The sequence below is a fragment of the Streptomyces sp. S4.7 genome (genome assembly GCF_010384365.1).
Taxonomy (GTDB): Bacteria; Actinomycetota; Actinomycetes; order Streptomycetales; family Streptomycetaceae; genus Streptomyces.
Map to the genome: position 1 here is coordinate 1,725,740 of NZ_CP048397.1, position 14,125 is coordinate 1,739,864.

Annotated in this window: 9 protein-coding genes and 2 pseudogenes; 6 read left to right on the forward strand and 5 right to left on the reverse strand. The window is 70.0% G+C overall.

The features are described from left to right. Window positions 1–38: 38 nt before the first annotated feature. The gene (locus tag SSPS47_RS07615; RefSeq protein WP_164249719.1) at window positions 39–1,319 is read right to left on the reverse strand and encodes an NYN domain-containing protein; all 1,281 of its coding nucleotides are present in this window, start codon (window positions 1,317–1,319) and stop codon (window positions 39–41) included. A gap of 236 nt (window positions 1,320–1,555) precedes the next feature. On the opposite strand from SSPS47_RS07615, the gene SSPS47_RS34765 reads away from it, so the two are divergent. After that, on the forward strand, window positions 1,556–1,732 hold the full coding sequence (locus SSPS47_RS34765; RefSeq protein ID WP_187279965.1) for a hypothetical protein: 177 nt from the start codon (window positions 1,556–1,558) through the stop codon (window positions 1,730–1,732). Between the two features lie 76 nt (window positions 1,733–1,808). Here the strand turns inward: SSPS47_RS34765 and dnaE are convergent. Then, window positions 1,809–4,450: pseudogene (gene dnaE / locus SSPS47_RS07620) on the reverse strand (DNA polymerase III subunit alpha). 272 nt (window positions 4,451–4,722) lie between these two features. Here dnaE and SSPS47_RS07625 point away from each other — a divergent pair. From SSPS47_RS07625 to SSPS47_RS07640, 4 genes and pseudogenes are all read left to right on the forward strand, one after another. Then, on the forward strand, window positions 4,723–6,057 hold the full coding sequence (locus SSPS47_RS07625) for a DUF2252 domain-containing protein (RefSeq protein WP_164249721.1): 1,335 nt from the start codon (window positions 4,723–4,725) through the stop codon (window positions 6,055–6,057). Between the two features lie 97 nt (window positions 6,058–6,154). Beyond that, the gene (locus tag SSPS47_RS07630) at window positions 6,155–6,847 is read left to right on the forward strand and encodes a hypothetical protein (RefSeq protein ID WP_164249723.1); all 693 of its coding nucleotides are present in this window, start codon (window positions 6,155–6,157) and stop codon (window positions 6,845–6,847) included. Window positions 6,848–6,952: 105 nt separating this feature from the next. Further along, entirely contained in the window at window positions 6,953–7,768 is an 816-nt protein-coding gene (locus SSPS47_RS07635; RefSeq protein ID WP_164249724.1) for a DsbA family protein, read from the forward strand. Window positions 7,769–7,845: 77 nt separating this feature from the next. Continuing rightward, window positions 7,846–9,407 (forward strand): annotated as a pseudogene (locus SSPS47_RS07640) (serine/threonine-protein kinase). A 75-nt stretch (window positions 9,408–9,482) separates the two neighbouring features. Here the strand turns inward: SSPS47_RS07640 and SSPS47_RS07645 are convergent. After that, the gene (locus SSPS47_RS07645) at window positions 9,483–10,100 is read right to left on the reverse strand and encodes a dienelactone hydrolase family protein (RefSeq protein WP_275405189.1); all 618 of its coding nucleotides are present in this window, start codon (window positions 10,098–10,100) and stop codon (window positions 9,483–9,485) included. Between the two features lie 8 nt (window positions 10,101–10,108). Between SSPS47_RS07645 and SSPS47_RS07650 the strand changes: the two genes are divergently transcribed. Further along, window positions 10,109–11,260: a mechanosensitive ion channel domain-containing protein gene (locus SSPS47_RS07650; protein WP_164249728.1), complete on the forward strand. Its 1,152-nt coding sequence runs from the start codon at window positions 10,109–10,111 to the stop codon at window positions 11,258–11,260. Window positions 11,261–11,300: 40 nt separating this feature from the next. On the opposite strand, the gene SSPS47_RS07655 is transcribed toward SSPS47_RS07650, so the two are convergent. Beyond that, window positions 11,301–12,887 (reverse strand): Na+/H+ antiporter, encoded by a 1,587-nt coding sequence (locus SSPS47_RS07655; protein ID WP_164249730.1) that lies wholly within the window; start codon window positions 12,885–12,887, stop codon window positions 11,301–11,303. Window positions 12,888–13,033: 146 nt separating this feature from the next. Next, a complete protein-coding gene (locus SSPS47_RS07660; protein WP_164249732.1) occupies window positions 13,034–14,122 on the reverse strand; it encodes a glycoside hydrolase family 5 protein in 1,089 nt (362 codons plus the stop codon). Between the last annotated feature and the right edge of the window lie 3 nt (window positions 14,123–14,125).

Genomic DNA, 14,125 nt, shown 5'->3' on the forward strand with positions numbered 1-14,125 from the left:
AACCCTCCGGGGGCCTCGAACGGCACCGGGGGCGGGGTCTAGTCCGTCGTGGTCGGGCGGTCCGCCGCCGCCCGCACGTCGATCTCGCGCCAGAAACCCGCCCTGATCGCGTACCGGTCGTGCTCGTCGATCTGGTCGTCCTTGTGCGCCAGCAGCCCGAAGCGGGCCGCGTACCTCAGTACCTCGCCGTCGATCCGGTGCGGGATCCGCGGATACATCGTCGACAGCTTCTGCACATGACTCGCCTCGGGCAGCCGCTCCATCCAGCGCCGGGCGAAGACCTGGCCCACCTCGAACGGATCGCCGCCGACCGTCGTGATGTCCTCCTCGCGGTCGGCCCAGCGCTGCTCGGCGCTGGTGAGCTGCGCGAGCGTGGGCAGCGACGCCGTCTCCGGCGATTCCCCGAGCTGCCCGGCGCCGCCCGCGCGCTCGACCCAGCCCCGGTCGGACGACCAGCGCAGCGTCGCGTTCGCCGGCGGGGGCGGCGACACCTGCGGTCCTGGCGCGCGCAGGGCGGCCAGATCCTTGGGGGTGGGGACCCCTTTGGTGCCGGGGGGCGCGGGATGCGCGGTCTCGGGGCCGTGGTCGTGCCCCGGCGCGTGCTCCGTGGCGGGCGGCGCCGTCCCGTTGCGCGCGGACGTGGCCTGTGCCTCGGCCGCCCGCTCGGCGGACGCGGCGAGCGCCGATTCGGGCAGCGGCGCGGAGAGGATGGCCGCGATCTCGGGGCGGGTCGCCGGCGGTGGCGCGCAGACCCCGCCGAAGTCCTTGGCGCGTACGGCCTTGGTGATCCAGGCCCGGTCGAGCACCCGGCGCTCGTCCGCCTCGGCCACCAGGTCCTCGGACTGGTTGTAGTCGCCGTCCGCCGCCTGGACGGCCCACAGATGCACGGCGACGCCGTGCTCCTTGGCGGACATCAGGCCGGGCAGCAGATCGCCGTCCCCGGTCACCAGGACCACGTCCGAGCAGGCGCGATTGCGGGCCAGCTCCGTGAGTTCGGCGTGCATCGCCGCGTCGACGCCCTTCTGCGCCCAGCGCCCGTCGCTGCGGGTCAGAGCGCCCAGCCGGACGGTGACACGTGACATGACGCGCAGCCGACGGTGCTCGGGCTGCGGCACCCGGTCGGGGGCACCGTCGAACCAGTAGATACGGAGCAGCGGCTGCTCCGTATCGGCCTCGGCGCGTTCCCGAAGACCCTGGATGAGGGCGGCGTGGTCGACGGTGATGCGTGAGCGGGCCGGTTCTCCGGCGAGGAGGCTCGCGGCGGCGCCCAGCAGATAACCGGCGTCCACCAGGACGACGCAGCGGTCCACGTGTTCCACCCTCTTTCGGGAACGTCGGGATCGGAAGTTACTACGGGTTTCCTTCGAGTCTGCCCGACCGCAACAGGCTTAACGGCCGGAACTGGATCATCGGCGTGGCGTATCCCCCGGGGCTACCCCCAGGAAGGGTGCAACCAAGGTCCGTTACAGACAGCGATGATCCAAAATGCGGTGAGTCACGGCATATGTGAATCTGGTCGCGGCCCTGGCCCCAACATCCCTCAGGAGGCAGCACCATGGCCAAGAACAAGAACCGTGACCGCGGCAAGCACCAGGACCGTTCGACCACCGAGCGTGGCTCCGAGCAGTCCTCGTCCTCCTCGTCGGAGGCCAAGGCCGAGCAGATACAGCAGCAGGTCACGCCGTCCGAGTCCGCCCACAAGGGCCGCCAGAAGCGTTTCGGCCACAACTGACGCGGCCGGCCGCACATGGCGAGAGGGGCCCGCCCGGTTTCCCGGGCGTGCCCCTCTGGTCTGTGGGCCCTGTCGGCTATCCGGCCAGACAGGACGGCCCGAGCAGTACCTTCAAGTCGCCGAAGAGCGCCGGGTCGGGCTGGACCCGGTGCCGGTCGAGCCGCAGGACCGTGGTCTTGCGCGCGCCCTGGAGCTTGATCCGCACCTCGGAGTTGCCGCGGTGGTGGCTGAGGATCTCACCGAGCCTGCTGACCATGGGCGGGGTGAGTTCCACGGTCGGAATCGTGATGGTGACCGGCGCGTTCGTCCCGGCGGACGACAGGTCGGGCACCTGGAGTTCCATCGCGACGAGGCGCGGGATGTCCTCGCGCTTGTCGAGGCGGCCCTTGACGAAGACGACGGTGTCCTCGACCAGTTGGGTGGAGACGAGCTGATACGTCGCGGGGAAGAACATGCACTCGATCGAGCCGGCCAGATCCTCCACCGTGGCGATCGCCCACGCGTTGCCCTGCTTGGTCATCTTCCGCTGGAGCCCGGAGATGATGCCGCCGATCGTCACCACCGCGCCGTCCGCGTGCTCACCCCCGGTGAGCTGCGAGATCGCCGCGTCCGACTTGTCCGACAGCACGTGCTCGATACCGAACAGCGGGTGGTCGGAGACGTACAGACCGAGCATCTCCCGCTCCTGCGCGAGCAGATACGACTTGTCCCATTCGATGTCGGAGAATTCCACGTCCAGTCCGAAGCCCGGCTCGGAGGAGGCGTCGTCACCGTCGCCCATGCCGCCGAAGAGGTCGAACTGCCCTTCCGCCTCCTTGCGCTTGACCTGCACCACGTTGTCGATCATCGGCTCGTGGTGGGCGACCAGCCCCTTTCGGGTGTGGCCCATCTCGTCGAACGCGCCCGCCTTGATGAGTGATTCGACGGTGCGCTTGTTGCAGACGACCGCCTCGACCTTGTCGAGGAAGTCGGGGAACGTGGCGTACTTACCCTTCGCCTTGCGCGAGCGGATGATCGAATCCACCACGTTCGTACCGACGTTCCGCACCGCCGTCAGCCCGAACAGAATCACGTCGTCGCCCTGCGCGGCGAAATTCGCCACCGACTCGTTCACGTTGGGCGGCAGCACCTTGATGCCCATACGACGGCACTCGTTCAGATAGACCGCCGACTTGTCCTTGTCGTCCTTCACCGAGGTCAGCAGCGCCGCCATGTACTCGGCGGGGTAGTTCGCCTTGAGGTAGGCGGTCCAGTAGGTGACGAGTCCGTACGCGGAGGAGTGCGCCTTGTTGAACGCGTATCCCGCGAACGGAACCAGCACGTCCCAGAGGGCCTTGATGGCCTCGTCGGAGAAGTTGTTCTTCTTGGCGCCGGCCTGGAACAGGACGAAGTTCTTCGCCAGTTCGTCGGCCTTCTTCTTGCCCATCACCCGGCGGAGGATGTCGGCCTCGCCGAGTGAGTAACCGGCGATGATCTGCGCGGCCTTCTGCACCTGCTCCTGGTACACGATCAGGCCGTGGGTGAGACCGAGGACCTCCTTGAGAGGCTCCTCCAGCTCCGGGTGGATCGGGGTGATCTCCTGCTGCCCGTTCTTGCGCAGCGCGTAGTTCGTGTGCGAGTTCATGCCCATCGGGCCCGGCCGGTACACGGCCGACACGGCGGAAATGTCCTCGAAGTTGTCGGGCTTCATCAGCCGCAGCAGCGAACGCATCGGACCGCCGTCGAACTGGAAGACGCCGAGCGTGTCACCCCGGCACAGCAGTTCGTACGTCTTGGGGTCGTCCAGCGGAAGGGACAGCAGGTCGAGTTCGACGCCCTTGTTGGCCTTCACCATTTTGACGGCGTCGTCCATGATGGTCAGATTCCGCAGGCCCAGGAAGTCCATCTTCAGCAGGCCGAGCGATTCGCACTGCGGGTAGTCCCACTGCGTGATGGTGACGCCGTCGGTGTGCCTGACCCAGACCGGCACATGGTCGGTGATCGTCTCGCTGGACATGATCACCCCGGCCGCGTGCACACCCATCTGCCGCACCAGGCCCTCGACACCCTTCGCCGTGTCGATGACCTTCTTCACGTCCGGTTCGTTCTCGTACATCCCCCGGATCTCGCCCGCCTCGTCGTAGCGCGGGTGCTCGGGATCGGTGATGCCGTTCAGGTCGATGCCGGTCCTTGCCGAAAATGTCCTGGTAGTCCGAAGCCGCCTGCATCGCCTCGTCGAACTGCCCCAGCCGCAGCCGCGTCTGCAGCTCACCCGACGGACACCCCGTCGACGCGATCAGACCCTCCGACCACTTCGAGATCGTCTCCCGGTCCATCCGCGGCCACTTCGTCAGCCACCCCTGCGCATACGCGTCCGACGACAACCGGAACAGATTGTGCGGACCCGTCTTGTTCGCCGCCCAGATCGTCTTGTGCGTATAACCACCCGAACCCGAGACGTCGTCACGCTTCTGATGCCGCTGCCCCCACTGCACCTTCCGCTTTACGCCGCGACTCCGGCGCCACATACGCCTCGATACCGATGATCGGCGTCACCTCCGCCTTCTTCGCCTGATGGAAGAAGTCGTACGCACCATGCAGATTCCCGTGGTCCGTCATCGCGATATGAGACATCCCCATCTCATTGCACGCCTTGCACATGTCCCCCAACCGCGCCGCACCGTCCAGCAGCGAGTACTGGGTGTGGACGTGCAAGTGCGTGAACGGCGGCTTGGTCACGGCTGAGGCCTCCAGCGAAACGAGCGGACGAGCGAGGGGTGCCCTGGGGGGGACAGCGTCGAAGTCTACGACCGCCCACCGACAATCCGAGCGAGGTCCGTCGATGTCCCGGCCACCCCGGAGCGGGGTGTGCGAACCTCCCTGTCGACGAGCGCGGGACGGGCACGCAGCGGTACGTTCGTGCGTTGCGAGTACTGACGGCGCCGTCGGCCCCCGGCGGGTGGTGTGTCAGTCCGTCCGCCCTTTTCGTCATGCCCCAGGAGGCACCACCGATGTCGGTCCCGCGCCCGGTCGAAGCCGCTGACCAGCAGCGAGGGGAGGAGATCCTCGCCGTGTTCGGCACCGCCTTCGGCGAACTGCTCGCCGCCGACCCGGCGGCCTTCCAGGTCAAATTCCGCAAGATGGCCGCCTCCGCCTTCGCCTTCTACCGAGGCACGGCGTGCCTGTTCTACAACGACCTGGAGCGGGAGCAGCACGGCGGACCGTATCTGGACGAGCGCACCGGCCGGGTCTGGATCCACGGCGATCTGCACGCCGAGAACTTCGGCACGTACATGGACGCGAACGGCCGGCTGATCTTCAACGTCAACGACTTCGACGAGGCCTATGTAGGACCGTTCACCTGGGACCTCAAGCGCCTCGCCGCCTCACTGGCGCTGATCGGCTACACGAAGGCCCTCAGCGACGAGCAGATCAGCGAGCTGGTCCGGATCTACGCCGCCGCCTACCGCGAGCGGATCCACGCGCTGGCCACGGGCGCCAAGAACGACGAGGTGCCGCCGTTCACGCTGGACACGGCCGACGGTCCGCTCCTGGACGCGCTGCGCGACGCCCGCTCACTGACCCGCTTCGGGCTGCTCGACTCGATGACCGAGATCCGTGACTTCGAGCGCCGCTTCGCGCCCGGCGGCGGTTCCATCGAGCTGGACGCGGCCACCCGCTACAAGGTCCTGGCGGCCTTCGACGGCTATCTGGAGACCCTGCCGGAGTCCAGCCTGACCCGGCCCGACTCCTACCGGGTCAAGGACGTGGTGGGACGGCGCGGCATCGGCATCGGCTCGGCCGGCCTGCCCTCGTACAACATCCTGCTGGAGGGCAACAGCGACGCCCTGGAGAACGACGTCGTGATCTACCTCAAGCAGGCGCAGACCCCGGCCGTCTCCCGGCACATCACCGACGAGCGGGTGCGCGGCTACTTCCAGCACGAGGGCCACCGCACGGTCATCTCGCAGCGGGCGCTCCAGGCGCACGCCGACCCGTGGCTCGGCTGGACCGAGCTGGACGGCGCGGGCCAGCTCGTCGCCGAGGTGTCCCCGTACGCGGTCGATCTCGACTGGTCGGACCTCGACGACCCGGCCGAGATCGCCGCGGTCGTCGCCGACCTCGGCCGGGCGACGGCCACGATGCACGGCGCGGCGGACGACGAGAGCGGCCACTCGCTGGTGCCCTTCTCCACCGAGCGGGCCATCGACGCGGCGATCGCCGCCGACGAGGAGGGCTTCTCCGAGCTGCTGGTGGAGTTCGCCCACAGCTACGGGGCGCGGGCCCGTGCGGACCACCAGATCTTCGTGGACCTCTTCCGCAACGGGCAGCTCGGCGGCAGCTGACCCGGCCCGTTCCGGCCCCGGCCGACCGGCCGGATCCGACCCGTGCCACGGGGACCTTAAGGACCCCTTACAGGCTCCCGTGGCACACTCGGCGGCAATGGACATATCAGCGGCACGGCTCAGGGCGCTGCGGGCGGCACTGTTCACGGCACTGGCCGTGACGTTGTCCGCCGGTTCCCATGTGCTGCTGTCGCGGTCCCCGCTGCCGGTGTCCGTCGTCGCCGTCCTGTGCGCCGTCGTGTTCCCGGTCTCCTACGCCCTCGCGGGCCGCGAACGGGGCTTCTGGCGCATCGCGGCCCTGCTCGTCCCGCTCGAACTGGCCGCGGACACGATCTTCACCACCGGCCAGACCGTCTGCTACGGACCCGCGGGCGGTCCCGTCGCGGGCTCGCTGCGCTCCGTCGGCTTCGACATCCTGTGCGGCGGCAGCCTCGGCTCCCCGCTGCCCGGTGTCTCGTCGGTCGCCTCGCCCGAGAGCGCGGCGGCCACCCTGCTCGGCTCCCCCGACCCCGCGCTCCCGTGGCTGCTTCTCGCCACGCATGTCGCGATCGGTCTGCTCGCCGCGCTCTGGCTGCGCCGGGGCGAGGCCGCGCTGGCGGGCGTGGTACGGGCGGTCGCCGGATTCGCCTTCCGGCCGCTGCTGGTCGCGGTCGCCGTGGCCGGCACGGTCCGCCGTACCGTACGGCGCTTCCCGCGCCCCACCGGCACCCCGCGCGCTTCCCGTACGCGCCTGTTCGCCCACTCCGTCGGACGACGGGGACCACCGCGCTCGGCCCTTCTCCCGGCCTGAGTACGACGTCGGCGGCCACCTCCGGCCGCCGCCGGTCCCCCGCGCAGCGGCGCGCTCGCATCCGCGCCCACGCGTCTCGTTCGACCCCACACGGAGTGACCCACCATGAGCGCACGCAACAGCAACGCCAACAAGGCCGCCGCCCGCGAGCGGCTGCGCGAGGAGCGCGAGCGGCAGGCGAAGAAGGACCGGGCCCGGCGACAGGTCCTCGTCGCCGGATCCACCGTCGCGATCCTCGCGATCGTCGGCGGTGTCGGCTTCGCCGTCGTCCAGGCGAACAAGCCCTCGCACTGGGAGGCGGCCAAGGACGTGAAGTCCGTCACCGCCCCGAAGCACACCTCGGGCACGAACGGCACGACCGTCGTCATCGGCAAGCCCGAGGCGGAGAAGACCCTGGAGCTGTACGAGGACTCCCGCTGCCCGATCTGCGCGACCTTCGAGCAGAAGGTCGGCGCCACGATCCAGCAGGACGTGGACGCGGGCAAGTACAAGATCAAGTACATCGGCGCCACGTTCATCGACAACACGGACAACGGCGAGGGCTCGAAGAACGCGCTGTCCGCGCTGGGCGCCGCGCTCGACGTGAGCCCCGAGGCGTTCACGGCGTACAAGACCGCGCTCTACTCGGCGCAGAACCACCCGAGCGAGAGCGACGACAAGTTCGCCGACGACGGCGCCCTGATCAAGATCGCCGACTCGGTGGACGCGCTCAAGGGGAACGCCGAGTTCAGGAAGAACGTCGAGAGCGGCACGTTCGACGCCTGGGCGATGAAGATGTCGGCCACGTTCGACAGCAGCAGCGTGCAGGGCACCCCGACGCTCCGGATGGACGGAAAGACGGTCACGGCCGAGGGCAGCGACAACGCCCCGCAGACCGTCCCGGAGTACGACGCGGCGATCGCCAAGGCGCTAGCGGGGTGACGCCGCGGGGTCACCGCGGGGCAACCGGGAGGTAACAGCGTGCGGGTCGGCCCACGTCGGCCCGTACGTTGATCCACATGACCGGGGGCACGGAGAACAGAATCGTCGACGGGCGTTTCGAGCTGCTGGAGCGGCTCGGCAGCGGCGGCATGGGGACGGTGTGGCGGGCACGCGACGCCGTGCTCCACCGAGAGGTGGCGCTGAAGGAGGTCCGGTCCCCGGACGCCGCGACGGTCGCCGCCACGCCCCGAACCGGACACGTGCTGCGCGAGCGAGTCCTGCGTGAGGCACGGCGTTGGCGAGGATCAGCCATCCGCGTGTGGTGACGATCCATCACATCGTCGACGACGGGCCGCATCCGTGGATCGTCATGGAGCTGCTGCCCGGCGACACGCTCCAGGACAGGCTCGCGCGCGGCGCGCTGACCCCCGTGGAGGCGGCCGGGATCGGCCGTCAGGTGCTGTCCGCGCTGCGGGCCGCCCACGCCGTGGGCATCCAGCACCGCGACGTGAAACCCTCCAACGTCATGCTGCGCGCGGACGGCGGCGCGGTCCTCACGGACTTCGGGATCGCGGCCCTCCAGGGCTCCACCTCGCTCACGGCGACCGGCGAACTCGTCGGATCGCCCGAGTACTTCGCCCCGGAACGCATCCGGGGCCACGACGACGACCCGGCGTCCGACCTGTGGTCGCTGGGCGTGATGCTGTACGTCTGTGTGGAGGGCGTCAGCCCGCTGCGCCGCGCCACGACCCTGGCGACGCTCGCCGCCGTTCTGGACGAATCCGTCCCGCCGCCCGTACGGTCCGGGCCGCTCGCCTCCGTACTGAACGCGCTGCTGGTACGCGACCCGGCGGCGCGGCCCGACGCGGCCCGGCTGGATCTGATGCTGGCCCAGGTCGAGTCGGGTACGACGCCGGAGTGGGCGTGGGTGACCGTCACGGAGGACACGCCGCCCGCGTCACCGCACCCGGCCCCGCCTCCGGGGTCGGCGCCCGCGACCGCACGGTCTGGCGCTCCCGAGCGGCGTGGCGGCCGTGCGCCGGTCGTCGCCGCCGCCGTGGCCGTGGCCGTCGCGCTGGTGGCGGCGACGGCGCTGGTCTTCGCCCTGCGGGACGATCCCGGCACGCCCTCGGCGGGCAACACGGGCGGGACCGGCGGCTCCTCCCCCACAAAGTCCGCGCCGTCCCCGAGCCCTGACGGGAAGTCGGCCTCGCCGACAGCGGGCACGGGCTCGGCCCCGGACGCCGACCCCACCGACGCCGACACGGACGACGACAGCGGTGACGCCCCGTCGAGCCGCGACCTGACCGGCAACTGGGTCGCGCAGCTCGCCTCCACGGAGAAGTCCGCGGGCTCCGCCGCGCGTGACAAGCAGGCGAACGCGCCCCGCGGCAAGGGGATCACCAACGCCAGGTACCTGGACAGCGACGACCACGCCTCGCTGAAACCGGGCTACTGGATGTTCTACGTCTCCGGTTTTGGCAGCGGCTCGCACGCCGTCGACTGGTGCCGCACGCGCGGCCTCGACTCGAACAGCGCCTGTGTCGGCCGCTACATCAGCGACGAGGCGGCCGACCGGCGGTATCTGTGCAGCCCGGCGCCCGGCGGCGGCACCAAGGGCCGCTGCACCCGCGACTGAGGCACCGGCGCGGCCGGGAGACGGCCGAAGGACCGGGCAGTCGAAGGGCTGGGCAGCAGCCGGACGACCGAGCGCCTACGCCCGGTCGTCCAGGGACTCGATGAAGGCCAGCCCGGTGCGCCAGGTCTGCTCGGCGGCCCGCTCGTCGTAGTCGGGGAGATCCGGGTCGGTGTAGAGGTGTCCGGGGCCCTGATAGCGGTAGATCTCCACGTCCGCCCCGATCTCCCGCATCCGCAGGTACCAGGCGGTCAGCCAGTCGTGCGGCTCGGACACGTCCGGGTCGGCGACATGCAGCTGTACGGGCAGATCGTCCACCGAGGCGTTCGCCGCGATGTCCGACGTGCCGTGCATCAGCAGCAGTCCGCGGGCCTTCGCGTCCCCCAGCGCCAGTGTCTGCGCGACCGATCCTCCGAAGGAGAATCCCGCGTACACCAGACCGCGCTCCGAGTACGGCGCCACGGCGAGTACGGCGCGCCTCAGCAGTTCGTCGGAGCCGATCCTGTCCTTCAGCGCCCTGCCCTCCTCGGCGGTCTCGGCGGTTTGGCCCTCGAAGAGGTCGGGCACGTGCACGTGGTGTCCGGCAGCGCGGAGCCGTTCGGCCCCCGCGTGCACCGCCGGGCGGAGCCCGTAGACCGAGTGAAAGAGAACGACGTCCATCCGCCCATCCTGCCAGGTGGGCCCCCTCGTCCGAATCCGGAGCCATGGAGAACGTACTGCGACCGTTGACCGTGCTGGGTGGCGCGGTCGTCCTCACGCTGCTGCTCGGCTGGGTCGTCGACCTGGCGCTGCGCCGCGCGGACGCCCGGCACCCGGAAACCCCGCTGTGGGGACTGCTGCGACGCTGTCGGCTGCCGCTCCAGGTCGTCCTCCTGACCGCACTGCTGCGTACCACGTACCGCGAGACCGGCTGGTGGATCGTCGCCGACCACCAGTCCGGCATCGGCCGGCTGCTGACGCTGACCCTGATCGCCGCCGGTGCCTGGCTGGTGATCCACATCGCGTCGGCCGTCGTGGAGTCGACGTACGCGCGCTACGCGACATCGGCCCGCGACCGGGCGAAGGTCCGCCGGGTCCGTACGCAGGTGACGCTGATCATGCGCATCGTGACCGCCGTGGTCGTGGTGGTGGCGGTCGCGGCGATCCTGCTCACCTTCCCCAGCATGCGGACGATCGGTACGTCCATGCTGGCCTCCGCGGGCATCATCGGCATCGTCGCCGGTGTCGCCGCGCAGTCCACCCTCGGCAATCTCTTCGCCGGTTTCCAGATCGCCTTCGGCGACATGGTGCGGATCGGCGACACGGTCGTGGTGGACGGCGAGTGGGGTGTGGTCGAGGAGGTGACGCTCACGTTCCTGGCGGTACGGACGTGGGACGAGCGCCGGATCACGATGCCGGTGTCGTACTTCACGAGCAAGCCGTTCGAGAACTGGTCGCGCGGCGGTGTCCAGATGACCGGCACCGTCTTCCTCCAGCTCGACCACTCGGCACCGGTCAGGCTGATGCGCGAGAAGCTGCACGAGATCCTCCAGGACTGCGCGGCCTGGGACGGCCGGGACTGGAGTCTGGCCGTCACCGACACCACCCCGAGCACCATCGAGGTGCGGGCCGTCGTCACGGCGAAGGACGCGGACGACATCTGGACGGCTCGCTGCACCGTGCGGGAGCAGCTGATCGGATGGCTGGCCGACGAGCATCCGTACGCGCTGCCGCGCATCGCGACCACGCAGGCGGCGGTGCTCCCCGCGCAGGGGCAGGGGAAGAACGGCGTCGTGGCGCGCCCGGCGGCGCACCACGAGCCCGACCCGGCGGTGACGGAGAACGCGGACGGCGACCCGCGCACCGGACGCGGCTGACGGCCACCGCGCCGAGGCCGGCCCTGTCGAGGGCCCGGCCTCAGCGCATGCTGTGCACGTCCAGATATCTGAGCACCCGGTCCACCACTTCCGGGTTCGCGTTCGGTTCGCTGCGCACCAACAGGACCTCGTGCCGGGCGGCCGACATCATCTCGCGCTGGATCCGCTGGAGGGTCTCGACCCGTTGGCTGCGCTTGGCGAACCAGTCGCGCCGCTCGTCGTCCACCACGTCCGGGCTGATCCTCGCGCCGATGTCGAACGCCCCGCGAGCCAGGCGTTCGCTCAGCTCCTCGGGCAGTTCCTCGACCTCTTCGATCTCCTTGAGGCGGCGCTTGGCGGCCCTGGCGGCGCGTACGGCCAGTTCGTGCTCGAACCCGCGCTCGGCCTCGATGTCGGCGCTCACACCGAGCCGTTTCACCAGCCACGGCAGGGTGAGTCCCTGGAAGACGAGCGTCATCATGATGACGGCGAAGGCGATGAAGATGATCTCCTCACGGCCGGGGAAGGGTGTCCCGTCGTCGGTCTCCAGCGGGATGGCCAGCGCCAGCGCGACCGAGGCGACCCCGCGCATCCCGGCCCACCACATGATGATGGTCTCCCGCCGGCTGACCGGGATCTCCTCGTCGTAGTCCCGGAGTTTGTGCAGCCGTTTGGTCACCCAGACCGCGGGGAGCAGCCACAGCAGCCGTACGCCGACGACGACCCCGACGACGGCGGCCGACCAGCCGAGCGTCTCCCCGAGATGGCCGTCCGCGGCGCCGAAGGCGTTGTGGAGTTCGAGTCCGATGAGCCCGAAGGCGATGCCCGTGACGAGGATGTCGACGACCTCCCAGAAGGTGTTCCCGGCGAGCCGTCCCATCACGTCGTCGGCGTCCGCCGAGTGCTCGGCCAGGAAGAGGGCGGTGGTCAGTACGGCGAGGACGCCGGAGCCGTGCAGTTCCTCGGCGAGTACGTAGCTGACGAACGGCACCAGCAGGGTCAGTCCGACCTGGAGGGGCGCGTCGCCGAGCAGCGCCATGAGCTTGTTGGTGATCCAGCCGAGCACGACGCCCATGGCGACCGCGACCACGGCGGAGAGCACCAGCGTCCCGGCCGCGCTCGGCCAGGAGAAGGTGCCGCTGACCACGGCGGCGACGGCCACGTGGTAGAGCACGATCGCCGTGACGTCGTTGAACAGGCCCTCGCCCTCCAGGATGGAGACGAGCCGCCGGGGCAGTCCCAGGGATCCGGCGACGGCGGTCGCGGCGACCGGGTCGGGCGGTGCGACGAGCGCGCCGAGTACGAACGCGGCGGCGAGCGGCAGTCCGGGGACGACGGAGTTGGCCACGGTCGCCACCGCGGCCATCGTGACGAAGACCAGCGCCACGGCGAGCAGGAGGATCGGCCGCACATTGGCGGTGAACTGCCGCCAGGAGGTGCGCTGTACGGCCGCGTACAGCAGGGGCGGCAGCACCAGCGGCAGGATGAGGTCCGGCGGCACGTCGACGTTCGGTACGAAGGGCAGCAGCGCCAGGACGATCCCGAGGAGGGTCATCAGCACCGGCGACGGCAGATTGAGCCGCTCCCCGAGTGGCACCGTCACCACGGCGCCCAGCAACAGCACGAGCAGCGGCGCCAATTGGGCCACGGTGCGCCCTCCGGGAGTCGTGAGTCCTGACGATCAAGGCCTCTCAACCCTGCCACGCGGGCCGGTGAAACCCGGCGAGGCGCTGCTCCTCGCAGCCCGCTTCCGGGTCGCGAGGAGACGTTTCGGCAGTGCGCCGCCCGTGACCGTTACTCGCGGATCCGGTCCCGGATCCAGACTCCGGCCTCCTTGAGGACGCCGCTGCCCGACCAATTGCCGGCGTTGCAGGAGCCCTCCTTGAAGACCGCTCCCGAGCGGTGGTCGTCGGAGTAGTTCCAGTTGGTCCAGGAGATGTTCTTCCGCTTCATCAGGTCGAGGAAGCGCTGCGACCGGCCGAAGTCGTCGGCGCCCTCACCCGCGTAGTTCTGGGTGCCGAACTCGGTGACGAAGACGGGCAGTCGGTCCGACGCCCGGTCGAGCGCGGCCAGGTACTCGTCGCGGTGGGAGGCCGCGTAGAAGTGGAACGTGTACATGATGTTGGAGGCGTTGACGGGGTTGTTCACGACCTCCTTCTCGTCGGCGCCGTCGGAGACGCCGAAGGAGGACCAGGCGCGGGTGCCGACGAGGACGACAGCGTCCGGGTCCTGGGCCCGGATGACGGGGATGATCTTCTCGGCGTACGACTTGACGGTCGCCCAGCTCATGTCGGAGGGCTCGTTGGCGATCTCGTAGAGGACGCCGGGGCTGTCCTTGTACTTCTTCGCCATGGCGGTGAAGAAGGTCTTCGCCCGTTCGAGGTTGAAGTTGGGGTCGCCGGGGCTGAGCATGTGCCAGTCGATCACCGCGTACATACCGCGCTGGTGCGCGCCGTCCACGAACTTCTGGGCGAGGGCGGTGAAGCGCTGCGGGTCGGTCTCGTAGCCGCCCTCCTGGACGTATGTGGAGACGCGCAGCACGTCGGCCCGCCACTCGTTGACGAGGACGTCGAGCGAGCCGTCGGTGACGCACTGGGAGTACCACTGGGTGCCGTGCGTGCTCATGCCGCGCAGCTGGACGGCCTGGCCCTGGCTGTTGCAGAGGCGGGTGCCGCAGACCTTGAGCTGGCCGTTCTCACTGATGGGGGAGGCGACGCCGGCGGGTGCCGCGGTGCCGGTGGAAGCGGTGGCGGCGCCCGCTCTCATCGGGGACAGCATGGCGGTGACGATACCGAGCGCGGAGACGGCGAGGAGTGCCTTGCGGCCGCGCCGGCCTCGGGTGCGGGGTGCGCGAGGCGGGTGGGAGGTGGCGTGCTGGGACATGGG